Origin of the sequence: Aerosakkonema funiforme FACHB-1375 (genome assembly GCF_014696265.1) — a bacterium.
Classification (GTDB): Bacteria; Cyanobacteriota; Cyanobacteriia; order Cyanobacteriales; family Aerosakkonemataceae; genus Aerosakkonema; species Aerosakkonema funiforme_A.
In genome coordinates this window covers 1-20,648 of sequence record NZ_JACJPW010000063.1, presented here as the reverse complement: position 1 = coordinate 20,648, position 20,648 = coordinate 1, and the positions used below count along the sequence as shown (strand labels likewise).

27 protein-coding genes are annotated in these 20,648 nt (G+C 43.8%); 12 read left to right on the top strand and 15 right to left on the bottom strand.

Features of this window, described 5'->3' with window-relative positions; genetic code table 11:
* Genes H6G03_RS22390 through H6G03_RS22380 form a run of 3 tightly spaced genes read right to left on the bottom strand, consistent with a single transcriptional unit; the run spans window position 1 to window position 1,513 of the window.
* Window positions 1-852: a HesA/MoeB/ThiF family protein gene (locus H6G03_RS22390; protein WP_190468703.1), complete on the bottom strand. Its 852-nt coding sequence runs from the start codon at window positions 850-852 to the stop codon at window positions 1-3.
* Entirely contained in the window at window positions 852-1,277 is a 426-nt protein-coding gene (locus H6G03_RS22385) for a ubiquitin-conjugating enzyme family protein (RefSeq protein ID WP_190468701.1), read from the bottom strand. The genes H6G03_RS22390 and H6G03_RS22385 overlap by 1 nt, the downstream gene beginning before the upstream one ends.
* An 11-nt stretch (window positions 1,278-1,288) precedes the next feature.
* Entirely contained in the window at window positions 1,289-1,513 is a 225-nt protein-coding gene (locus tag H6G03_RS22380) for a hypothetical protein (RefSeq protein ID WP_190468698.1), read from the bottom strand.
* A gap of 239 nt (window positions 1,514-1,752) precedes the next feature.
* Here H6G03_RS22380 and H6G03_RS22375 point away from each other — a divergent pair, with 239 nt between their 5' ends.
* On the top strand, window positions 1,753-2,277 hold the full coding sequence (locus tag H6G03_RS22375) for a helix-turn-helix transcriptional regulator (RefSeq protein WP_242057161.1): 525 nt from the start codon (window positions 1,753-1,755) through the stop codon (window positions 2,275-2,277).
* Window positions 2,278-2,360: 83 nt separating this feature from the next.
* Here H6G03_RS22375 and H6G03_RS22370 read toward each other — a convergent pair whose 3' ends face one another.
* From H6G03_RS22370 to H6G03_RS22355, 4 genes are all read right to left on the bottom strand, one after another.
* Entirely contained in the window at window positions 2,361-2,879 is a 519-nt protein-coding gene (locus H6G03_RS22370; RefSeq protein ID WP_190468694.1) for a hypothetical protein, read from the bottom strand.
* 181 nt (window positions 2,880-3,060) lie between these two features.
* A complete protein-coding gene (locus H6G03_RS22365) occupies window positions 3,061-3,555 on the bottom strand; it encodes a TIGR00725 family protein (protein ID WP_190468691.1) in 495 nt (164 codons plus the stop codon).
* A gap of 133 nt (window positions 3,556-3,688) precedes the next feature.
* The gene (locus tag H6G03_RS22360) at window positions 3,689-4,150 is read right to left on the bottom strand and encodes a peroxiredoxin (RefSeq protein ID WP_190468688.1); all 462 of its coding nucleotides are present in this window, start codon (window positions 4,148-4,150) and stop codon (window positions 3,689-3,691) included.
* 75 nt (window positions 4,151-4,225) lie between these two features.
* Window positions 4,226-5,110, bottom strand: a complete 885-nt coding sequence (locus H6G03_RS22355; RefSeq protein WP_190468685.1) for a 4-hydroxybenzoate solanesyltransferase — start codon at window positions 5,108-5,110, stop codon at window positions 4,226-4,228.
* Between the two features lie 95 nt (window positions 5,111-5,205).
* Between H6G03_RS22355 and H6G03_RS22350 the strand changes: the two genes are divergently transcribed.
* Entirely contained in the window at window positions 5,206-6,855 is a 1,650-nt protein-coding gene (locus tag H6G03_RS22350; RefSeq protein ID WP_190468776.1) for a Ppx/GppA phosphatase family protein, read from the top strand.
* Between the two features lie 122 nt (window positions 6,856-6,977).
* Here the strand turns inward: H6G03_RS22350 and H6G03_RS22345 are convergent, their stop codons facing one another.
* Window positions 6,978-7,178 carry a DUF2281 domain-containing protein gene (locus H6G03_RS22345; RefSeq protein ID WP_190468682.1) on the bottom strand — a complete coding sequence of 67 codons (201 nt, stop codon included), beginning with the start codon at window positions 7,176-7,178 and terminating at the stop codon, window positions 6,978-6,980.
* Between the two features lies 1 nt (window position 7,179).
* On the opposite strand from H6G03_RS22345, the gene H6G03_RS38935 reads away from it, so the two are divergent.
* From H6G03_RS38935 to H6G03_RS22325, 6 genes are all read left to right on the top strand, one after another.
* Entirely contained in the window at window positions 7,180-7,305 is a 126-nt protein-coding gene (locus H6G03_RS38935; protein ID WP_255512267.1) for a hypothetical protein, read from the top strand.
* Between the two features lie 178 nt (window positions 7,306-7,483).
* Entirely contained in the window at window positions 7,484-8,323 is an 840-nt protein-coding gene (locus tag H6G03_RS22340; RefSeq protein ID WP_190468678.1) for an Rpn family recombination-promoting nuclease/putative transposase, read from the top strand.
* Between the two features lie 30 nt (window positions 8,324-8,353).
* On the top strand, window positions 8,354-8,581 hold the full coding sequence (locus tag H6G03_RS22335; RefSeq protein WP_190468676.1) for an Rpn family recombination-promoting nuclease/putative transposase: 228 nt from the start codon (window positions 8,354-8,356) through the stop codon (window positions 8,579-8,581).
* Window positions 8,582-8,649: 68 nt separating this feature from the next.
* Window positions 8,650-8,778, top strand: a complete 129-nt coding sequence (locus tag H6G03_RS38930) for a hypothetical protein (protein ID WP_255512266.1) — start codon at window positions 8,650-8,652, stop codon at window positions 8,776-8,778.
* Between the two features lie 287 nt (window positions 8,779-9,065).
* Window positions 9,066-9,308 carry a hypothetical protein gene (locus tag H6G03_RS22330; RefSeq protein WP_190468673.1) on the top strand — a complete coding sequence of 81 codons (243 nt, stop codon included), beginning with the start codon at window positions 9,066-9,068 and terminating at the stop codon, window positions 9,306-9,308.
* Window positions 9,283-9,567, top strand: a complete 285-nt coding sequence (locus H6G03_RS22325; RefSeq protein ID WP_190468669.1) for a type II toxin-antitoxin system RelE/ParE family toxin — start codon at window positions 9,283-9,285, stop codon at window positions 9,565-9,567. The genes H6G03_RS22330 and H6G03_RS22325 overlap by 26 nt, the downstream gene beginning before the upstream one ends.
* Window positions 9,568-9,631: 64 nt before the next feature.
* Here H6G03_RS22325 and H6G03_RS22320 read toward each other — a convergent pair whose 3' ends face one another.
* Window positions 9,632-9,925, bottom strand: coding sequence for a hypothetical protein (locus tag H6G03_RS22320; protein ID WP_190468666.1), 294 nt, complete (start codon window positions 9,923-9,925; stop codon window positions 9,632-9,634).
* A 197-nt stretch (window positions 9,926-10,122) separates the two neighbouring features.
* Here H6G03_RS22320 and H6G03_RS22315 point away from each other — a divergent pair, with 197 nt between their 5' ends.
* The 4 genes from H6G03_RS22315 to plsY all read left to right on the top strand — a co-directional run bounded on the left by H6G03_RS22315 (window position 10,123) and on the right by plsY (window position 13,609).
* Window positions 10,123-10,920 (top strand): MlaE family lipid ABC transporter permease subunit, encoded by a 798-nt coding sequence (locus tag H6G03_RS22315; RefSeq protein ID WP_190468663.1) that lies wholly within the window; start codon window positions 10,123-10,125, stop codon window positions 10,918-10,920.
* Between the two features lie 60 nt (window positions 10,921-10,980).
* The gene (locus tag H6G03_RS22310) at window positions 10,981-11,367 is read left to right on the top strand and encodes a DUF3119 family protein (RefSeq protein ID WP_190468659.1); all 387 of its coding nucleotides are present in this window, start codon (window positions 10,981-10,983) and stop codon (window positions 11,365-11,367) included.
* A 90-nt stretch (window positions 11,368-11,457) separates the two neighbouring features.
* Window positions 11,458-12,798 carry a DUF3086 domain-containing protein gene (locus H6G03_RS22305; protein WP_190468657.1) on the top strand — a complete coding sequence of 447 codons (1,341 nt, stop codon included), beginning with the start codon at window positions 11,458-11,460 and terminating at the stop codon, window positions 12,796-12,798.
* 160 nt (window positions 12,799-12,958) lie between these two features.
* Entirely contained in the window at window positions 12,959-13,609 is a 651-nt protein-coding gene (gene plsY / locus H6G03_RS22300; RefSeq protein WP_190468655.1) for a glycerol-3-phosphate 1-O-acyltransferase PlsY, read from the top strand.
* A 240-nt stretch (window positions 13,610-13,849) separates the two neighbouring features.
* Here the strand turns inward: plsY and H6G03_RS22295 are convergent, their stop codons facing one another.
* The 6 genes from H6G03_RS22295 to H6G03_RS22270 all read right to left on the bottom strand — a co-directional run bounded on the left by H6G03_RS22295 (window position 13,850) and on the right by H6G03_RS22270 (window position 20,343).
* Window positions 13,850-14,086 carry a hypothetical protein gene (locus tag H6G03_RS22295; protein WP_190468652.1) on the bottom strand — a complete coding sequence of 79 codons (237 nt, stop codon included), beginning with the start codon at window positions 14,084-14,086 and terminating at the stop codon, window positions 13,850-13,852.
* A 47-nt stretch (window positions 14,087-14,133) separates the two neighbouring features.
* Window positions 14,134-14,418, bottom strand: a complete 285-nt coding sequence (locus tag H6G03_RS22290; protein ID WP_190468651.1) for a hypothetical protein — start codon at window positions 14,416-14,418, stop codon at window positions 14,134-14,136.
* 36 nt (window positions 14,419-14,454) lie between these two features.
* Window positions 14,455-17,103 (bottom strand): DNA methyltransferase, encoded by a 2,649-nt coding sequence (locus H6G03_RS22285; protein WP_190468648.1) that lies wholly within the window; start codon window positions 17,101-17,103, stop codon window positions 14,455-14,457.
* A gap of 176 nt (window positions 17,104-17,279) precedes the next feature.
* Window positions 17,280-18,590, bottom strand: a complete 1,311-nt coding sequence (locus H6G03_RS22280) for a phosphotransferase (protein WP_190468645.1) — start codon at window positions 18,588-18,590, stop codon at window positions 17,280-17,282.
* A gap of 232 nt (window positions 18,591-18,822) precedes the next feature.
* Window positions 18,823-19,632 (bottom strand): pyrroline-5-carboxylate reductase, encoded by an 810-nt coding sequence (proC, locus tag H6G03_RS22275; RefSeq protein WP_190468642.1) that lies wholly within the window; start codon window positions 19,630-19,632, stop codon window positions 18,823-18,825.
* 111 nt (window positions 19,633-19,743) lie between these two features.
* Entirely contained in the window at window positions 19,744-20,343 is a 600-nt protein-coding gene (locus H6G03_RS22270) for a cell division protein SepF (protein WP_190468639.1), read from the bottom strand.
* Window positions 20,344-20,648 lie beyond the last annotated feature (305 nt).

The following is a 20,648-nucleotide window of genomic DNA, read 5'->3' as shown; positions in this document are numbered from 1 at the left end:
TTATGACTCCTGTAGGTGAGATTGCTCTGTGCAGTTACATACTTTTTGAGGTTTCAAAAGCATCTGCTTTGCCTCAAAATGGCTCCGGAATATGCCTTTTGCAGGTCTATTGGCATACACAATCCAGTTACTTTTCAGCCGAGGCATTAACACTGTTGACTCTTGCAATAGGATAGACAGAGCCATGCGAACTTGAATCAAAGCAATCATTTGAATATCAATCGATAGTCCTGATGCACGAAATTTCCGTTCCTCAACCCCATAAATTCTGTGCTGCTCTTCTCCGGTAAGTCCTAAAGCATCATCAGACAGGTTAATGTGATTAAGTTCAGAGTACAGCTGTAAGCATCTGTAGCAACCAGTCTGATCTGGAATATAGCCGAAAACTTCACCTCCTATACCTGTACGAAACACCGAAGCTGTTACAAAAGGAATTCTCGCTACTACACATTGGTCGCTCACAAACTCTCTGACACTCTTCTTATCTGAACAAGAAAGCACCAGATCTGAACGACGCACTGACTCAATAAACTTGGTGGAGTTCATCACATCTTCTGCAAAAGCTTCAACCTCTGCATTTGGATTTCGGTCTTCTATCCACTCCTTCTGGATATCTACTTTAAGTTTCCCCAGGTCTTTACGCATTCGAGGATGCTTCACAAGGTTCTCAGTTCCCAAAGTATCTGGATCGTAAAGTTCCCAAATGCGAATGCCATTCATTACAAGGTGATCGCAGGCTGGTGTACCACCACTACCCAAACCAACAATAGTGATACGCTTATCAGCAAACTGTTCTGGATTTAGCAGGTAGGTTATCCGGTCAAAATCAAGTAAAGAATTTTGCTCTTTCATTAGTGTTCTTGCTGTTTTCCAGGCCAGCGCCCAGTACGTTTCCAAACATCATATTTATTGACCCATATTGCAGCCTTTGCTACCATAAATGCTAAAGAGTAGCTTGAAGACCATTGCTCAGGCTTCATAACACATAAATCACCGTCTTTATACCTATGAGGACAAGCAGACTCAATCGTTGTTTCCGGCAACTTTATATTTGGCATAGTGTATGGGTAGTCTTCAGGAACTTCTATTTTGACGTAGTAAGAATTCCCGTCTGCTGTCGTCAAATACCCTTGTACAGAGGTCACAATTCCTTTTGAGCCTTTAAAGACAAACTGTGAAAAGTAGCGTTTTATCTTCTCACTTTCAACTGCCATCCTGGGTCTGGATAAATCAGCCCCCATAAATAATAGTCCGCGATTAGTAGCAATATTGGTCATTGTTAATTACCTCAGTACTCAGCCTTTTGATCGCGCAAAGCTACTCCTTTTGAAGATAGAGAGGGATTGTAGGGATGAACCTTACCATCTGAGTCAATCTCTACAAACTCATCTTCTTCTTGATCTTTAAAGGCTCTATCTGCCATGTTTCCAATGGCTTTTCCAAGACCGCCAGCAGCAGCACTGAAAAAGTTATCAGCGGCATTTCCTAGTATGTCTTCTAAATCACTTGACATTTTATAAACCTCTGAAAAACAGCTTTTTTTACGCAAAACATCGGTATTTTTTACAAAACTTTACATTCATTCCCTTATCGCTGTTTAGCTTTGAGTATTTTTACTTAGTAAAGTAGCCTTTGACCAAGCACAAGCTTATGAGCTATACCGATGCTAAACTAGCCACAACTAACTGTCTGCTAACAAACACTATAATTTTTGGTTAGCATTACACTATCAACTTACCCAAAACCCTTGCCATGTCTAACGATGAGATGTTTGCCGAGGCTGCAAATAACTGGGATTTAGAAAGGCTATACCGAGATTTGGCGGAAGCTAAGCACAAATGCGCTCCTCGCGCTAGAAAGGGACTAACTGAGCGGGAAAAGCTTTATCTGCGGGGATTGCTGTGCGGCTACAGTCCGGCTGAAATGGCTCGCAAACTATTGCAAAGTCCGAAGGGTGTGGAAGTTTATGTTTGCAAAACTTTATACCAATACTTTAAAAGTATGCCAGATGTACCTAACGAAAAGGTAGGAAATTGGAGAAATATTAATAATTTTCTGGAAGGTGCGGGATATAAAAGTCAAACTAAGTCTTCTGTTAAATCTAAATTAAATTATTCTTTGCCTTTAGAGCCATTAGTAAAGATACTTAATGTAGGTTTTGAAGAAACGAATGGAAATACAATATCAATTGATATTAATATTCGATTAGCGTTTCCTTCTGATGCAGAATCTCAAAGAACGGAAGATATGGGAGAGAGCGATCGCACTATTAAATGATGAAAGTAAAGGTGCGATCAGCCCAAATATTTTCATACCCCTAACATCTCCCGTTCTATTAAAATTCTCAAATAAGCTCGCTATCAAATATCAAAAGGAACGCCGTTTGCAGTGAAAGTAATTTCCTCAATATTAAACAGCGATTGGCTCAGCAGCGTTTGCCGAATCGATTCAAACAAAGCGTATTGATTGGCACTGCTCAAACTTTCAAAAACTTCGGCTCCGCGAGGATCTTTGACGATAAAATTTATTGTGGCTGCGTGGGTATTTGGGTCAATGCTAACGTTGTACCCCGTGATGCCAACATCCTGACCTTTGTAAGCTTGCAGAATTTTACCGACGGCATCGGTGACTGGGCGATTTGCTGCTACGGCAACTTCTTGCGGTGCGAGTTGCTGCAATTGCACATCGGGGAGATAAACTATTGCCGGTACTTGAGCTTGCTGAGAACGAGTGTTTCTCGATTGGGCAACGGGTTCGGCGTTTGCCGATATGGATAAGCTCAGAGCGATCGCCACAGCCGCAAAGACTTTTGTGCTAACTTTGGTAAGGGAAAAAGAAGTCCCCGTGCGACGATCGAGCGACATCGTATTATCCTTCATATAACACCCCGCCAGCTTTCAGACTTTCTATAATTCGATCGTAGCGCTGTTGGGTAAGCTTCACCTACCGCCTCAGAAAGGCTATCTTGGTTCAGTACAAAGATAAATTTAGTTTTATATAGTTTGTTTTATTTCCAATGACAGGCTAAAAAAGCAATACGATCGCTCTTTCGATAGTGGTTTAGGCAAAATCGCCTATTTCTTTAGCAGTTAAAATAGCTTCGCGGGGATTTGTAACAATAAAAACGTTATCTTTTGATAGACTTGTAAAAAAAGCTTTACTTTCCTCAGTATTATTTAACAAAATAACTTTTTTGTTACTTCTGAGTGCAAGGGCAACCTCGGAAGCAGTCCCTGTACTCATTCCACAGACTATCACTATATCGCTAGAAAGCACATTGATATTGTTGCGGGCGTTACCCATATCGGTAAAAATCGCAATGTCAACACCCTCAGAGATGCTATTGCGATCGTTCTTGGGAAGAATACCGATGGTGAGACCGTTAGCTTCCTTTGCACCCTTGCTGGCGGCGTCCATCACACCCACATTTCTACCGCCAGTCAGCAACACCCATCCCTGTTGGGCGATGAGTTGGCCCAACTCGTAAGCATAGGCTAAATCGGATGCCGTGGTACGATCGCCTGGGCCCATTACACCGATAATGATTTTTCTCATAGCAATACCCTCGCTTTTTTTGGTAGGTTGGGTTGAGCGAAGCGAAACCCAACAAATACTACGAACTACGAACTTAAATGATTGCAGATTTCAGATAAAAATCTAAAATCTGCAATCTAAAATCTAAAATTGCCTAGACTGTTTGAAGTTCTTGCAGCGTTTTGAGAGACTCATCAACATGAGCTTTGAAGTTTAACTGCGAGTTAAAAATATGCTGCACCACTCCATTTTTGTCAATCACATAGGTAACTCGTCCGGGCAGGAGTCCTAAAGTGGCAGGAACGCCGTATAGTTTTCGGACTTGATTGCCAGTATCGCTCAACAAAGTAAAGGGAAGCTGATATTTGCTGGCAAATTGAGCGTGGGAATTTGAGGAATCGCCGCTGATGCCAATCACTTCTGCACCAGCATCTTTGAAGGTTTCATAACTATCTCTAAAAGCACAAGATTCAGCCGTACATCCAGGCGTGTCATCCTTTGGGTAGAAATAGAGAACAACGGCTTTTTGACCGCGAAAATCGTTAAGGCTGACTGGCGAGCCATTTTGAGAAGTTAGGGTGAAATCAGGCGCGATATCTCCAACTTTGACAGGCATAGGTGCTATTTAGTAAATTGAACGCGATCGTAATTTTCCATTCTCCCACATTCCCGGCTTAGCGAGCTTTTGACTTTAAAACAAATTGCCGGCAATTATCCCAGCGAGTACAATAAAACCAATCCAAACATTTTGGCGAAAAATTTGACCGTAAACTGGTTTCGGTAAATCTTCTTTTCGCAATTGGGAATAATGCCAAATCCATCCAATTGTTGCGATTACCAGGGATAGCCAAAAGCTCCCATGTAGCTGCATAACGACGCCGAGACTTGCGAGCAAACTAGCTGTACCTAAAAAGAAAATACCTACAGCTTCAGGGGCGTAAAGTCCAAAGAAGATAGCGCTGGAATTAATGCCTATTTTCAAATCGTCTTCTTTGTCGCTCATGGCATAAACTGTATCAAATCCCAATGTCCAGAGTACAGTTGCGCCCCAAAGCAACCAGCTGGATAATTCTAAATGTGCGATCGCAGCACTCCAGCTAATCAGTACTGCAAAACCCCAAGCAATAGAAAGCACCAACTGGGGTACGGGAAACACCCGCTTAGCTGTAGGGTAAAAAACGATCGTCGGGACTGCTGCTACGCACAGCCAGAAACTCAAGGGATTGAGATACAGCGCCAACACACCAGCGCAGCACATGGCAATAAATGCTACTACAATACCTGTACGTACCGTCAAAGCGCGAGAAGCGAGAGGGCGATTGCGCGTCCGTTCCACTTGGGGATCGATATCCCGATCCCACAAATCGTTGATCGCGCAACCGGCAGCACTGGTAGCTAAAGTACCCAGTACTATGACGCCGACAAGCGGTGCGCTCGGTGTGCCGCGAGAAGCCAAAAATACAGCCCAAAGGGCAGGAATCATCAAAATTAGGCGTCCTGCGGGTTTATCCCATCTCAGGAGGCGAATAACAGTCAGCCAGGTAGGTTCCGGTTGGCGTTCTTGCTGGGTAAGCATAGCATCGATTAATTATTTGCATTACTTTTCCCCCCTATAGGATATCTTTATACCTGGAGGGAGGGGCTGGGATTTTCACCCAACACAAGTTTATGATGGTCAATTCAATTTCTGAAAGCAGGGTGAGTATTTCTGATAGCGCTGTGGAGAAAGACCGCTTTCTCGCGGCTATTGATATCGGTACAAATTCTATTCATATGGTGGTAGTGCGGATTATCCCCTCGCTACCAGCTTTTACCATCATTGACAGGGAGAAAGACACGGTAAGATTGGGCGATCGCGACCCGGAAACTGGTAACCTGAAACCAGATATCATGCAAAAAGCGATCGTCACCCTGCGCCGCTGTCAGGAAGTCGCCAAAAGCTTAAACGCCGAACAAATTATCGCCGTCGCCACCAGTGCGGTACGGGAAGCGCCGAACGGACGAGATTTCCTCAAACAAATCGAAACTGAAACAGGATTGCGCGTTGATTTAATTTCCGGACAAGAAGAAGCGCGACGCATTTATTTGGGCGTGCTGTCGGGGATGGAATTCAACAACCTACCCCACATTATTATAGATATTGGTGGCGGTTCCACAGAATTAATCTTGGGAGACAGTCACGAACCGCGCAGTCTCAGCAGCACCAAAATAGGTGCAGTTCGACTCACAACGGAATTAGTCACTACCGACCCCATCAGCAACGGGGAATTTTTATCTCTGCAAGCTTACGTGCGCGGAATGCTGGAAAGGTCAGTTGAAGAATTGCGGGAAAATCTCAATCCGGGTGAGCGTCCCCGCCTGGTTGGTACCGCTGGCACAATTGAAACTTTAGCACTTATCCACGCTCGCGAAAAGTTGGGTATCGTTCCCACACCCCTCAATGGCTATCAGTTTAGCCTCAAAGATTTGCGCGAGATAATTCTGCGTTTGCGAAAGATGAATTATGCAGAACGCGCTGCCGTTCCGGGAATGTCAGACAGGCGTTCCGAAATTATAGTCGCCGGTGCGGTAATCTTGCAAGAAGCAATGACGTTACTCGGTTTAGATACAATAACAATTTGCGAACGCAGTCTTCGCGAAGGCGTCATTGTTGACTGGATGCTCACACATGGTTTAATTGAAGATCGATTGCGCTATCAAAGTTCAGTCCGCGAGCGCAGCGCGATCAGAACTGCCCAAAAATATCAAGTCAAACTGGAATACAGTCAGCGAGTTGCCGAATTTGCCCTCAGTTTATTTGACCAAACTAAAGGCATCCTTCATAATTGGGGTTTGTCAGAAAGAGAACTGCTTTGGGTTGCTGGTATTTTACATAACTGCGGTCACCACGTCGGTCATTCCTCCCATCACAAACACTCTTACTATTTAATCCGCAATAGCGAGTTGCTAGGTTACACCGAAACCGAGATCGACGTAATTGCCAATTTAGCACGTTACCATCGCAAAAGTTGTCCGAAGAAAAAACACGATAACTATCGCAATTTGCCGACGAAAGAACATCGGCAGATGGTAAGTCAGTTAAATACTTTGTTGCGATTGGCAGTAGCGCTCGATCGAAGACAAATAGGTGCAATTCGACAAGTGAAGTGCGAATATCGCCCGGAGGTGAGAGAAGTTTGCTTGCGGCTTGTTCCATCTCAACCAAATGATGAATGCGCCTTGGAACTGTGGAGTTTGGATTACAAAAAAGGCTGCTTTGAAACTGAGTTTGGCGTCAAGTTAGTGGCTAAGTTGGAATCGGCGGCTGTCGCTGCTGGTTAAGTTTGGAAAACCCTACACCCAACCCCTCCCCATCTGCGGGGAGGGGAGGAAAACGATTCAGACTTGTTCTGTACCTACGACGGGATTAAGATCGCATAAAACCACATCTCCCCGCGTAATTGTTACCACTGAATCTCTCCCCGCGCCAAACGTTCTTCATAATCTTCTAAGTTGGTCAAATAATCAGAAAAGTCTGATTCGGCAATTTCTAGCAATTCCCGGTTGTGCTTCATTAGTAGGTATTCTACGAAATCATTTACTTCCTGTACTAGAGATTCTGGTAGTTGGCGAATTTTGGCTATGGTTTGGTCATATACAGTCATTATGTCCTACTCCAACATCTGCTGGTATCCCAATTCTAGTATGAGCGGCGGACAACTTGCCGGACAGTACAAAACTGAATATAAAGACTACAAAACCTTTTTCGACCCGTGTCAAGAGAAGATTTAAGAGAAGTGTTATCTTTGTCCTCAATAAACTTGATTAACGGTTTACAATCTTTGAGCAAACGCTATTTACTCAAAACAATAGAAGGTGATAAAATTTCGTTTAATTTATCTCCTCTTTTTCGAGAATACGTGAGAATTTGCCACCATACCGTCTGAAGCTGAGTATCTAAGCCAAAAACATGAAAACAGACAGCATCTTCTATCAAATATTTCAGAGTTTACCCAGTATCTTTTTTGAACTAATCGGTCAGCCTGCATCAGAAGCAAGGGGCTACGAGTTCAAGTCAGTGGAAATCAAAGAAATAATCAAACGGATTGATGGCGTATTTCTGCCATCGAAACCCAACCAAGCAATTTACTTTGCAGAAGTCCAGTTTCAACGAGACGAAGAATTTTACTATCGGTTTTTTACGGAAATTTCTGTTTATCTGTATCAATACAAACCGAAAAGACCTTGGCGTGCGGTAGCGGTATTCAACCGCCAAAGTAGCGATACAGAAGTACCATTAGAGTATCAGCACTTTCTGGCTACCGGACAAGTGCAGCGAATTTATTTGTCAGAATTGGGTCAAGCGGCAAACCAGTCAGTCGGTTTGGGGATGCTAAACTTAATAGTTGAGGATGAAACAATAGCGATTGACCAAGCCAGACAGCTAATCCAGAATGCACAACAGCAGGAGGATGAAGCTTTCCGGCAAAAAGTTCTACAATTGATCGAAACAGTCTTGGTGTATAAATTTCCTAGCATGAGTCGTCGGGAGGTAGAAGCGATGTTCGGTTTAAGTGATTTGAAAAAGACGCGGTACTTTCAAGAAGTTGCTGAAGAAGCTAAGCAGGAAGGTAAGCAGGAAGGCAGGCTAGAAGGCAAGTTGGAAGGCAAGTTGGAAGGCAAGTTGGAAGGCAAGTTGGAAACAGTACCTCGATTATTGCAGTTGGGATTGAGTGTCGAACAAATTGCGATCGCATTAGATTTGGATATTGAAGTTGTGAGAAAGGCAGCACAAGGAGAATCCAATTAATAGTTACCAACAGACTATAAATTTCCTAGCATGAGTCGTCGGGAGGTAGAAGCGATGTTCGGTTTAAGTGATTTGAAAAAGACGCGGTACTTTCAAGAAGTTGCTGAAGAAGCTAAGCAGGAAGGTAAGCAGGAAGGCAAGTTGGAAACAGTACCTCGATTATTGCAGTTGGGATTGAGTATCGAACAAATTGCGACGGCGTTAGAGTTGGATATGGAAGTGGTGATAAAGGCAGCACAAAGACAATCTTATAGATAAAGCTATGGGGCTGCCAATCTAAATTATGTTTAATCTTATTGCAACCCCTCGCAATTTTAGGGTTGGGTATGCTAAAGTCAATAGTTGAGGATAAAGCGATCGCGCTCACCCAAGCCAGACACCCAATCCAAAAAGCACAGTCGCACAAAGCACAGTCGCATATGGAAAATGAAGCAGTCCGGCGAACAGATCTGTAATTGATTCAAATTCTCTTTTTTTATAAATTTTCTTTCATGATTTACACAAAGAAAAAAGCCATATTTGCCTTAAGCGATATGCTCCCCAGCGAGCGATCTTTTGCAAGTACTTCTTTACGGCTATTGGTGACAGTAGGCAAATCTGACTATCGTCTTTCTCCCACGCCATCTCTTTTGCTAAAAACGATACCGCAAATAATTTAGATTCTGTTAAAGCAGATTTGGTACATGAGAACCCATGTACGATAAAAAGGTGTGAAGTCTACCGAAGCCTCGAAAAACTGTCGATGAGTAACCCTGTATCTTTTCAAACAGTGATTGAATACGTTGACGCTCTTTCTCCAGAGGATCTAGATTTGTTGTTTGAACTGATTCGCAAAAAACGGATTGAACAAAGACGCCAGGAAATCGCCAGTAATGCTGCTGAGACTCTGGCAGCACTCGCAGCGGGACAAGCCAAGCGTGGTACAATAGCTGACCTACGCGCTGATTTACTTGTGGATAATGAGAATTCTTGTTTGGGATGGTAGCTTTAAGCGGGCTTTTAAGCGCGTTGTCGGCAAAAATCCCCAACTAGAGGTAAAAATTTTTGCGGTGCTGGAATTGCTGGCAGCCGCTCCTTTTTCACAATCTTTGAAATCGCATAAATTGAGGGGTCCGCTGGAAGGGTTATGGGCTTATTGGGTTGAGTACGATTGCCGAATCATTTACACTCTCAAGGAAAATGCTGATTCTGGCGAGCATATAATTGTATTGATTGATATTGGTACTCATGACGAAGTGTACTGAGCGATCGCACTCTCCAGCACTCCTCAAGATGCGGAATAAACAGACTTTGAGTATCCCCGATCGCTTAATTCCCGCGTAAAGTTTGATACCTATAAAAAGCATAGGTGTCAAACATAGCTCCTACGAAAGCACAAGTTAAACCAATTGTCAATAATCCCTCAATGGGACAGCCATTACCGAAAACGACCAGAAACTTCCAGATTGATTCAGCGCCAGACTGACCGATAATTCCCAAAACCGGAATATAGCCAATCAAAGACAAACCTGCTAACGTTCCCCCTACTAGCAGGATAGGGGCGACAAAGCTCAGAAAACTCGTCAGCAGCAGAGAGCGGAAGAAGTTGGGCATAATATTCATGCAGATTTTACTACTCCGATCGAACTGACAGGGGCCATGCCAGCAAAGGGCACTTGCCTTTTACCACAATAGGCGTTACATTGACCATCGAACCAAAAAGTCAAAAATCTTAAGTTTTCATTAAAAATATAAAGGATTTGTTCATGGGGATCGTTCAGATCGGACACAGTTCTTAATGCAGTGGCAAAATTTGCGCGGTGAAGGGGAGAAAATCTAATTTCAGCTTGGGGTTATGGGGACAGCGCTTGCTGGCCGCAATTTTGTTGGGAGGACAGGTACTCATCCACATCCTCAACGGCAAAATCCACCGCCGCAACACCATCGATCAAATGGCAGCGGTTGGCCCAGATTCGCTTCTGATTGCCTTGGTGACAGCAGCTTTTGTGGGTATGGTATTTACAGTGCAGGTAGCGCGAGAATTTATCAACCTGGGTGCCAGTACTGCCGTGGGAGGAGTTCTGGCACTGGCGTTGTGCCGCGAACTTGCCCCAGTCCTCACCGCCGTAGTGCTGGCAGGACGAGTGGGGTCGGCGTTTGCAGCAGAAATCGGCACGATGCGGGTAACGGAACAAATCGACGCCCTCTTGATGCTCAAAACCGATCCTATAGACTACTTAGTAACACCCCGCGCGATCGCCTGCTGCTTGATGCTGCCAATTTTGACCCTGATGTGCTTGGTGACGGGGATGTTGGGAGGATTGCTGATTGCCACCAATCTGTACAATATCTCCCAGACAGTCTTTCTAGATTCCGCCCGTAACTTTCTCCATGTCTGGGATATTTGTAGCGCCGCGATCAAAGCTTTTTGCTTCGGCGCGTTGATTGCTGTGATTGGCTGTAGCTGGGGCTTAACCACAACAGGGGGAGCCAAAGGTGTGGGACAATCAACGACAACTGCTGTAGTCACGTCTCTGCTGGCTATCTTTGTCGCCAATTTCTTCTTGACTTGGGTGATGTTCCGGGGAACGGGCAGCGTGGTGCTACAAGGTTTGTGAAACGTGAGCTTATAGAATAAGAGAGAAGTCTTTTGTGACGTGAAAGAGGAATTAAAGACTGTGACCACGGCTGCTTCGATCGAATCCCAACAAACGGTTGAACTCTCCCCCAGTTACACCATACCCATAGTTTTAGTATCGATCGCCATACCGCTATTGCTGCTACAACCCTGGCTTAGCGCCATCATCTCCCTGTTCGGATTGTTCCTCTTGTTCCAGACTGTCACCATCCGCCTCAAATTTACGGAAACCGCTTTAGATATATACCGCTCTGGTAAGATAATTCGCAGTTTCCCTTATCGGGAATGGCAAAATTGGCGCATTTTTTGGCCCGGAGTGCCTATCTTGTTCTACTTTAAAGAAGTTAAGAGCATTCACTTTTTGCCGATTCTGTTCGATCCCAAGATGTTACAAACTTGTTTAGAACAACGCTGTCCAAAGATTTAGTAAAGTAGGGTGGGCAATGCCCACCGTTGGAATTGAGCGGTGGGCATTGCCTACCCTACCCCTATCTGTAAATTAGCTGTTAGTTGTTAAATGAATTCAGACGAACCCCAAACCCAAAAACAAGAGCAACCGCCGGAACGAGAACCAGCTATTGAGGCATGGTCAAATTCACCAGAGCAAAGTACCATAGTTGAGTTGGTCGAACAAACTCCGGAAAATGATTTTGTCGTCGGCGAAGTAGCGCCTACAAATGATGATGAAAACTATCAATTTATAGAAGGAGATTTAGCGCCGCCCAACACTGAAGATATTCCTACAAAAGATGAGTTGGTAGTGGGCTTAGCATTGTCTGCTAATACAGAATATATTGCCGGAAATGATAATATTAGTCAAAGGGATTTCGCCCAGGAAAATGATATAGTGGAGAGTGGGAGCGATCGCATCGCTGAGTTAGCAGAACGGGTAGCTGAGTTAAAACAAGAGGAACAAGCTCTCAAACAGGAAATATCTTCCCTGCAAAGCACCAGAAAAATGCTCTCCCAGCAGGTAGCCGAAATGCAAACAACTTGCGGTCGCTTGATTCAAGAAAGCTTGAGCGAATTAGAACAGCGCAAACAAACGCTGCAAATTGCTGTAGAACAATTGGAACGCCGCCAAGACCGCATTCGCGCTGAAATGAAAACCACTTTTGCTGGGGTTTCTCAAGATTTGGCAATTCGGGTACAAGGTTTCAAAGATTATCTAGTCGGTAGTTTACAGGATCTGGCATCCGCAGCTGAGGAACTGGAATTGATTCCCAAAGCACCAGAACCGGAAGAAAAAGTGGTTGTTAGAGATGCTAAACCTGTGAAAGAATCTGCTGGGGTACCAACATTTGCCGAACAGGGTTTTCAGGAACAAGTTAAGCAAATTCGCAAGCTTTTAGACCAATATCGCACGCGACCGGATTATTATGGCCCGCCTTGGCAACTGCGTCGCACCTTTGAACCAATTCATGCGGAACGCGCCTCGTATTGGTTTTTTACTCAGGGTGGCAAGGGGGCGTTGCGGAGTATGGGTTCTCGCCTGCAAAATATCCTCGTCGCTTCTTCGATTATCTCAGTTTTGCGATCGCAGTATCACGATCGTCTCCGCACTTTGATCTTGGCAAATACCCCCGAACGTCTGGGAGAATGGCGGCGCGGTTTGCAAGATTGTCTGGGTATTTCTCGCGGCGATTTTGGCCCGGAACGGGGAATTACTTTGTTTGAAACGCCAGAAGCCTTGGCAATGAAAGCCGAACGGTTGGTGAAAGAAGGGCAAATGCCGTTGATTGTTATTGACGAAACGGAAGACCAAATTAGTTTGTCTGTGCTGCAATTTCCCTTGTGGTTAGCTTTTGCACCTGACCCGCAATCGCCTACCTATTCGTTGGAGCGCGATCGATTTTAAGATGTTGGATGATTTTACCGCAGATGAACGCTTCGGAACGCAGATGTTTTTGGATAGAAGCTAGATAATTTCAGATTGCAGATCGAGATTTAAAATAGAGGGATTCCATCTGCAATCTGCTATTTTCAATTTGAGATTGGCACTAAAGGATGGGTTGATTATGTTTGGGGTAACTGTCAATATTGGGTTGGTGTTGGTATCTTATTTGTTAGGGTCGTTTCCCACAGGATATTTAGCCGCTCGTATACTTAAAGGTATCGATATTCGAGAGCAAGGTTCTGGTTCCATTGGCGCAACAAATGTGTTGCGAACTCTGGGAAAAGGGCCTGCGATCGTCGTTTTGCTAGTCGATGCGGCTAAAGGTGCTTTGGCGATCGCGCTGGCTCATTTAGCATACTCTTTTTCTAGCACAGTCGGATTATCTCTAGCAACGCTGGTTACTTTAGCCGGATTAGCAGCGATTATCGGTCATAGTTGGCCAATTTGGTTGAATTTTAAAGGCGGAAAGTCGGTTGCTACCAGTTTGGGCATTTTGCTGGCGATGTCTTGGCAAGTTGGTTTGGCAACCTTTGGCGTTTTTGCGGTCATGTTGGCCATCACCCGCATCGTTTCTTTCAGTTCTATTGTAGGTGCGATCGCAGTTTCGGCGTTAATGTTTGGCTTCGGTCAACCTTTACCATATCAAATATTTGCGATCGCTGCCGGGATATACGTTATTTGGAGACATCGCAGCAATATCCAGCGTTTGCTAGCAGGAACCGAACCTAAAATCGGACAAAAATTACAGACAGAAACCGAACAAACGACTTGACATTCTTTTCGCTGGCAATTTCCTCGTCCGCTCCTCCTTTAATAGGTTGATAGGAATTGCGATGACAATTTCTCCATGCTTACAGCGGCTTGCAGTTGGATGAAATACAGGCTATGGGTCGAGATCCCCGACTTCTTGAAGAAGTCAGGGATCTGTATACAGGCTATGGGTCGAGATCCCCGACTTCTTGAAGAAGTCGGGGATCTGTATACCTCACTCACCCGAAAAGTGCTGTAATAATCATGCTCGATCCTCTTGACGTAGTTGCTCAATGTAATCTGCCATTCCATCTTCTGCAAGTTCTCTGTCTTCTTGGGCAAATTCTTGATAGAGACTGGCAAATTGAGGTAAATCAACTACTTTTTGATGGCATCGACGGCGAAATTTGATAAAATGGATAAATTCTGCAACTTGCTTGAGTTGCTCATCGTTAAATCGAGCTATTTCTTGGTTGATCTTTTCTTTGGTTACTTGCATTTTGTTTCTCCTAAAAGAGTTAATTTAGGTTTATTGATTCGCAAGAATTAACTACTAACAATTTCACTCAACGCTTCATTAATTATTTCATCACTTACACCCCGACGCTTTAAACTTGCGATCAATGCTGTCATTGTTTCGTTCTCAAATCGCTCCAAATCGGTACGCAATCCCTGACCGATATAAGCGCGAATCAACGGCTCATACCCTGAAAATCCCAACAATGGTGCCAGCCGTTTGAGGTCTTCCACCACATCTTCAGGAATGCGAATCGTTACGCTAGTCATGGGACGATTTCGTTCTAATCGCTTTTTTAATGTCTCAATTTTCATATATTACCATTCCTTCACCTTCTCCCAGAGTTTACTCTATTCCTCTTCAAATGCTCCATCAAAATCTGTAAGTGAATCCTCTTCAATTTCAATCTCATCAACTGCATTATCAGTTAATCCTAGTTCCTTCTTAGCAAATACACGCCTTGCGCGGCAATCGAGAATCTTGATAATATTAGTTCGATCTTCTTTAATAGCTTCAATATCTTCTTTTTGAATCAGCACCATATAGTAACGTGATACTTCCATCATGCGATAAGCATACTGAAAAGCATCTCTAGTAAACTCACCAGTAGTTACAATCATCACTACATCAGCCCCAGTTACAAAAGTCATTCCTACTTCTTTAGCTAACACTTCAACATCTACTCGTTTGGTGTTTTTACACTGAATTTGCCAACGGTGATAGACAAAGCGATCGGATGCAGCTAAAACATCTACTTCCCCTTGTCCAGTTTCATAGTCCCGTTTCCGCCATTTTGTGAATCGAAGGCTTGTCAAACGAATCATCCAAATTGCTAGTAACTCTAGAGCTTTGCCTTTAATATGTTTATCTGCATGATCTAAATCATTAACAACATCCTCAAAACTTCGATTTAGCTCTGTTTGGGATATTTCTGTCATATCTGCAATAGATTCTAACAGTTTAGACAGTAATTCTTGCTGTGCTTTTTCAGTCAACTTAACCAGATTAGGTTTAGCGCCTCGTCCACCCGTAGTTTTCTCAGTTTCAATTAAACCTGTTTCTACTAAGGGTTGAATAATATCCTTAACAAATGACTTTGAAGGAAACCGTACTTTATAAACACTTACCGCATAGTTAGCAATATCGTTCCATTTAGTTAACTCTATAATACTCATCTGGAGCATTGCTAATAGAAAATACTTTTGCTCTGGAGTGAGAGTGTAAATCTCATCAATATAGTCTTTATCAAGTTCTAAGATATCATAGACTCGATCCCAGTTAATTTCGTATGTTTTCTCAAATACCCCAGCTTCTTGTAACCATTGACGCATCGTGCTGACATAAATGGCGTTGGGAGAGAGAGAATACCCCATTTCTTGCAGTTCGTAACCTATTAGATCCAATTTAGGTTTATCGCCTCTACTGTTAATTGCTTCCACTGCTTTCAGCAAAGACATTCCAGTTAAGTTAGTCAGGATGTGACGGGCAAAAATCGTAGCTGCTTCATCAGCATCGCTCTGATTTTCTAATATTTCATTAGCAATATCTGTTACTATGTATTGCCAATCATCATCATTAATCAACTCAACCAGCTTGTAAGCACGAAGGGAGAGAAATGTATTCATAGCAAGTTTACTACGATTTTCCCCTTTCTGTAAATCATTTTGGTTTGAATGGCTGGAATAATAACGCTTGGCAATTTCATCCTGTAGAATACGGCGATCGGGTTGGCAATCTATACACAATTGAATCAGTTCAGGTAGATTCATCGTTTTGGGTTCAAACTGATGTCCATAAGTAAATTTTAGTTTTTGTTCTGGCATATCGTTGCTCGTAATTGGAAATAACTCTAATTGTTTTGGCATTGCCCGATCCTCTAATTCGGATGAAGTTTTAATGTAATCAGGCGCTAACTCTAGTGCTTTGCCTTTGAGAGCTTTTCTGTCTTTTAAGGGAGTAACCACTAATGGCGCATCTTCTTCAAATCGAAATTGTGATGCTTTAAGATAATTTTCATCTAATTCAAAGGCTAACCAATGGCGATCGAGCGTTTCTGCAACTCTTCCTGTCATGTTTGAACCCGCAAAGGGATCGAGAACTAAATCACCTGGTTCAGTACAAAGTGCGATCGCAAATTCAGGTAATGCTTGCGGAAATCGAGCCGGATGAGCTTTAATTCCTTCTTCTTTGCAACGTCGCTGATAGTAATCATTAGATGCGGTGTTAGAAGCTGAAATAACATTGACAGGCTGTGCTATATCATTCTCTAAAATCCAATTAAATTCTCCTAATACTGGTTTTCCGATCGATGCGCTCGCTCCACAAGCAGGATCGGCTATTATGTTGGGAGGAATAGCACCACCGCGATCGTTCTGAAATTTAGTAGAAATATCATGTCCGGATGGGCGAAGTTTCGCATCATAGCCATTTCTTAAGAGGGTTTTCATCGCCTCACTGTAAGGACGTAAAACTCTTTTATTATTTGCTTTAGGGTGGGCATCTTTTGATAACCACCAAACCGTATTTACCGCATCTTTAACTCTTTCTCTCCTTACCGTTACCCATTCTGCGGGTGTGGGAAGTTTGGCGGGATTGTACCAAAAAAGCTCTTGTGCGAGAAAAAAACCTAAACCACCTTCTGATTTTGGTTTGCAAAGCTCTATGACTAACTCGAAATGATAGAGCGATCGCACAGGAAAACCTTTCAGCCAAGTTCCGCCAATATCTATCACTAGAGAGCCTTGGGGCTTAATAATTCGGTAAAATTCACGAGCAAATGCCTTGAACCATTCGACGTATTTATGAGCATCTACGTTGCCATATTCTTTCTTCCTTACTAAGGCGAAAGGTGGGGACGTGCAAATTAGATCGACGCTCTCATCTGGCAATTCTGCGATGATTTCCAAGCTATTACCTAAGTAGGCTAAACCTAATTTCGTTATGTAGTATGGTTGGCGGTTAATTTTACTTGCAATATCAAATTTAGAAAAAGTTTGCACGATTTCGCTTTCCTATGACAACCCAAAGAGATAGAGTACCAGCTTTTATCAAGTATTACCGCCCGCTCGTAATTCTAAATCACAAACTGAAATCAGCTTGTGAGTATAGTTTTAGCGATGCCTGTATGCGGTGCTATAACTAAAGTTTAACATAATTCATTTCACAGATTCTAATTTTAGGTTTGTAACATTTTTGTCCTGTAATCTAAAAGCTTTTCCAAACACAAAGGTACTGCAACTTCCATCTCCCACTTAGCCAGAGGCTCTAAGTTGGAAACTATCCAGTAGTATGTGATTGCCTGGTAAAACATTCCCAATGTTATCGACAATTCAAATGCTTCTATTAACCGTTCCATCGGTTCGTAAATTGTCCATTGTTCCAAATAGATATTACGGAGATGAGTACGCACATTGGGAATATCCGGCACGTACTTTTCGATATACAAAAAGTTAACGATATCGAAGAAAGGATGTGCGATCGCACCTGTTGGCCAATCAAAATAAATATAGTTATTATCTGTCACAACCACATTTTTTGCCCAAAAATCACCGTGTACGATCGTCTGCGGAATATTGTAACTTGCCAAAACCTCACACATCGCCTTGAATTGCGGAATCAATCCACGCAGATATTCTATATCATCTGACTCAATAATGATAAAATCTCCTGCTAGCAACGCCTCAGTATCAGATAACAGCGCCTCAATATGAAAAGGCAGCTTGTAAATCCGGCGATCGGGCCAACCCAAAGCCAGCAACTTATCAACGCGACTAGCTTCATTTATCTGAATTTTTGCATATAAACGAAGCGCTGCTTCCCAACGAGCGATATCGCTATTTTCAGAAAGAATTGTACCGCCGAAATCCCGCATCAAAATCCAGTGCTGTTCCGGTTCTACCGCCAAAATTTTCGGTAAATTATCTGGATAAGATGCAGCTAAGCTTTGCGTAAATAGGGCATCATTAGCTAATACATTTGGCAAAGCTTTGAAATAAATATTTCCCGCTGTTGTATTCACCCGCATGATACAGGAAATACCCCAAGATCTGAATTGTTCAATGGGAGAAATAGCACTTATACCAAGATGATTAAGTTGCGCTTCAATCCAAGCAGACGCCTTTTCAAACCAACCCAATCTGGCCCAAGGCACTCGCTGACTGCTGATTGTAGGGTCTTTAAACTCATCAAACCAAGCTTCAAGAACAGCCAAATGCTCCGGTACAGCTAGCTCCAGCCGATCCAATTCCTGTTCGCCAATCCAAACATATCCAGCAGGTAATTGCCAACTAGGACTGTGATTTTCCAGAGCAAAAACTCGATTGACACGATCGCTCTCAATATCCAAGTCATTATAAACACAGCAGAGAGTCGTCACATCGATACCCAACTGCTCCTGCATAGCTCGATCGATCTGACCTACATGAGCGAAATGATTTTTGGCAGGTACAAAATGAGGCAAAGACCAGCCATTGTCAACCCTATACATCAATATCTTGGGCTCGGTTGTATGGGGAATTATAGTATAGCAATCAAATCCTCGTCTTGAAGAATTAGGCACAGCTTTTTGATGAATTTTAAATAATATTTAATAATTAAATTTTAACGCAAAGGAACGCAAAGGTTTTCGCAAAGGGACGCAGAGTTGGTTAGATATTCATTTTTTCTCTGCGTTCCTCTGCGTGTACCTCTGCGTCCTTTGCGTTAAAAAAAAATCCCGATCAACTACCTAACTCCTTAGAGCGCCGATAAGCCTTTTTGACCGCCTCGATCAAAGCCGAACGGAAACCAGCACGTTCTAACTCACCAATACCAGCAATAGTTGTACCGCCAGGACTGGTAACTCGGTCTTTGAGTTCCGCTGGGTGCATTCCCGTGTCTTTGAGTAATTGAGCGGTACCGAGTACAGTTTGGAGTGCTAACTGAGAGGCGATCGCCCTTGGCAAACCGGCTGCTACGCCGCCATCCGTAAGCGCTTCTACGACGAGGGCCACGTAACCCGGCCCCGATCCGGAAAGTCCCGTCACCGCATCCAGCATCGTTTCCGGCACTTCCACCACTTCTCCCACAGCTTTAAAGATGCGCTGTGCCTGTTCCAAGTGACCGATCTGGACGTGATTGCCGGCGGCGATCGCAGTTATCCCAGCGCCCACCGTTGCTGGTGTATTTGGCATCGCCCGAATGACCGCCTGTCCTGGAAAAGCCCATTCCAGCTTATTCAAGGTCACCCCAGCCATAATCGAAATCACCAGTTGCTCTTCGGGACTAACTACATTTTCCACCAACTCTGCTGCTACCGCCTCAAACACCTGGGGCTTAATTGCCAAAAATAGCACTTCAGCTACCCTGGCTACTTCCCGATTATCAGTAGTAACTTCAACGCCGTATTCCTGCACCAAAAAGCTGCGCCGTTGGGTCTGCGGCTCGCTCACCAAAACTTCTGACGGTAGATAAATTTGTCGATTAATTAAGCGGGATAAGAGAGCTTCTCCCATTACCCCGCCGCCAATGATGCCAAACCTGATACTCATTTGTCAAAAGTCAAAAGTCAATCATTCAAAAGTCAAAAGTTAACAGTCATTAGTTAGCGCTTCGTTCAATTAACTACTGACTGCTGACCGCTAACTAATGACTCGCGATCGCTAACTAGACTGCACAATCCGCCGATCCTCTACCCAAGCGGGTGAAGGCGCGGTTTGACGGGGGATGCGTACTTGCGTTTGCGGTACTTCGTGAACGACACCAGATTGAGTGCTTACCTGTACGCAGTTAGGCGTAAACAGGAAGATGCTTTCGCCAATCCGCTCTTGATGCCCGTCGATCGCATAAGTGCCGCCTGCGATAAAGTCTACAGCACGTTGCGCTTGGTCTGGGTCCATCATAGTCAGGTTTAAGACCACCGATTTCCGTTCCCGCAAAGCTTGAATTGCTTGGGGCATTTCTTCAAAGCTGCGGGGTTCCATTACCACAACTTCTGAAAAACTGTTGTTTACTCCTGGCATTCCGATCACGTTATTCATGGGCGATGGCATTGCCGTTTCTGGTGCTACACCAATGCGATCGCGCATCCGGCGGCGCTGACGGCGCTCTTCTTCCGTTGCTGCTTGCTGGTTTTCTTCTGGATAGAGGTTTTGGTTTTGGTAGTTATTCCGATCGTCTACATCATCGTAGTCGTCGTACTCGTACTCTACTGGCTCATTGAGCCCAACCATATCTCTTAGCTTGCTAAAAATACCATTCACGGTTGTTGTCACTCCATGCAACTACATTTTACTTGGGTTACAAGCCCTTCTCCTATAGGGTAAGGGTACTTGACTTGGAAAGCACCCTATTCTATTTATCATGTCTTGAGGTTGGCAATATATTAGCCCATGCACCCTTTAATTTTAGAAATTGTTAGGGTTTATGGGAGTGGGGGAAGTCAAAAGTCAAAAGTCAAAAGTCAAAAAAAAGGGGCTAGGGCGTCGGGCGTCGGGACTAGGGGGAGGAAAGAGGGAAAAGATTAATTCTCTCCCTTTTCCCTTTCCCTTTCCCCCTTCCCTCTCCC

Bases quoted from the DNA above. Each gene is read 5' to 3' on its own strand.
- H6G03_RS22390 (WP_190468703.1), bottom strand. From the start codon at position 852: ATGAAAGAGCAAAATTCTTTACTTGATTTTGACCGGATAACCTACCTG.
- H6G03_RS22385 (WP_190468701.1), bottom strand. From the start codon at position 1,277: ATGACCAATATTGCTACTAATCGCGGACTATTATTTATGGGGGCTGAT.
- H6G03_RS22380 (WP_190468698.1), bottom strand. From the start codon at position 1,513: ATGTCAAGTGATTTAGAAGACATACTAGGAAATGCCGCTGATAACTTT.
- H6G03_RS22375 (WP_242057161.1), top strand. From the start codon at position 1,753: ATGTCTAACGATGAGATGTTTGCCGAGGCTGCAAATAACTGGGATTTA.
- H6G03_RS22370 (WP_190468694.1), bottom strand. From the start codon at position 2,879: ATGAAGGATAATACGATGTCGCTCGATCGTCGCACGGGGACTTCTTTT.
- H6G03_RS22365 (WP_190468691.1), bottom strand. From the start codon at position 3,555: ATGAGAAAAATCATTATCGGTGTAATGGGCCCAGGCGATCGTACCACG.
- H6G03_RS22360 (WP_190468688.1), bottom strand. From the start codon at position 4,150: ATGCCTGTCAAAGTTGGAGATATCGCGCCTGATTTCACCCTAACTTCT.
- H6G03_RS22355 (WP_190468685.1), bottom strand. From the start codon at position 5,110: ATGCTTACCCAGCAAGAACGCCAACCGGAACCTACCTGGCTGACTGTT.
- H6G03_RS22350 (WP_190468776.1), top strand. From the start codon at position 5,206: ATGGTCAATTCAATTTCTGAAAGCAGGGTGAGTATTTCTGATAGCGCT.
- H6G03_RS22345 (WP_190468682.1), bottom strand. From the start codon at position 7,178: ATGACTGTATATGACCAAACCATAGCCAAAATTCGCCAACTACCAGAA.
- H6G03_RS38935 (WP_255512267.1), top strand. From the start codon at position 7,180: ATGTCCTACTCCAACATCTGCTGGTATCCCAATTCTAGTATGAGCGGC.
- H6G03_RS22340 (WP_190468678.1), top strand. From the start codon at position 7,484: ATGAAAACAGACAGCATCTTCTATCAAATATTTCAGAGTTTACCCAGT.
- H6G03_RS22335 (WP_190468676.1), top strand. From the start codon at position 8,354: ATGAGTCGTCGGGAGGTAGAAGCGATGTTCGGTTTAAGTGATTTGAAA.
- H6G03_RS38930 (WP_255512266.1), top strand. From the start codon at position 8,650: ATGCTAAAGTCAATAGTTGAGGATAAAGCGATCGCGCTCACCCAAGCC.
- H6G03_RS22330 (WP_190468673.1), top strand. From the start codon at position 9,066: ATGAGTAACCCTGTATCTTTTCAAACAGTGATTGAATACGTTGACGCT.
- H6G03_RS22325 (WP_190468669.1), top strand. From the start codon at position 9,283: ATGAGAATTCTTGTTTGGGATGGTAGCTTTAAGCGGGCTTTTAAGCGC.
- H6G03_RS22320 (WP_190468666.1), bottom strand. From the start codon at position 9,925: ATGAATATTATGCCCAACTTCTTCCGCTCTCTGCTGCTGACGAGTTTT.
- H6G03_RS22305 (WP_190468657.1), top strand. From the start codon at position 11,458: ATGAATTCAGACGAACCCCAAACCCAAAAACAAGAGCAACCGCCGGAA.
- plsY (WP_190468655.1), top strand. From the start codon at position 12,959: ATGTTTGGGGTAACTGTCAATATTGGGTTGGTGTTGGTATCTTATTTG.
- H6G03_RS22295 (WP_190468652.1), bottom strand. From the start codon at position 14,086: ATGCAAGTAACCAAAGAAAAGATCAACCAAGAAATAGCTCGATTTAAC.
- H6G03_RS22290 (WP_190468651.1), bottom strand. From the start codon at position 14,418: ATGAAAATTGAGACATTAAAAAAGCGATTAGAACGAAATCGTCCCATG.
- H6G03_RS22280 (WP_190468645.1), bottom strand. From the start codon at position 18,590: ATGTATAGGGTTGACAATGGCTGGTCTTTGCCTCATTTTGTACCTGCC.
- proC (WP_190468642.1), bottom strand. From the start codon at position 19,632: ATGAGTATCAGGTTTGGCATCATTGGCGGCGGGGTAATGGGAGAAGCT.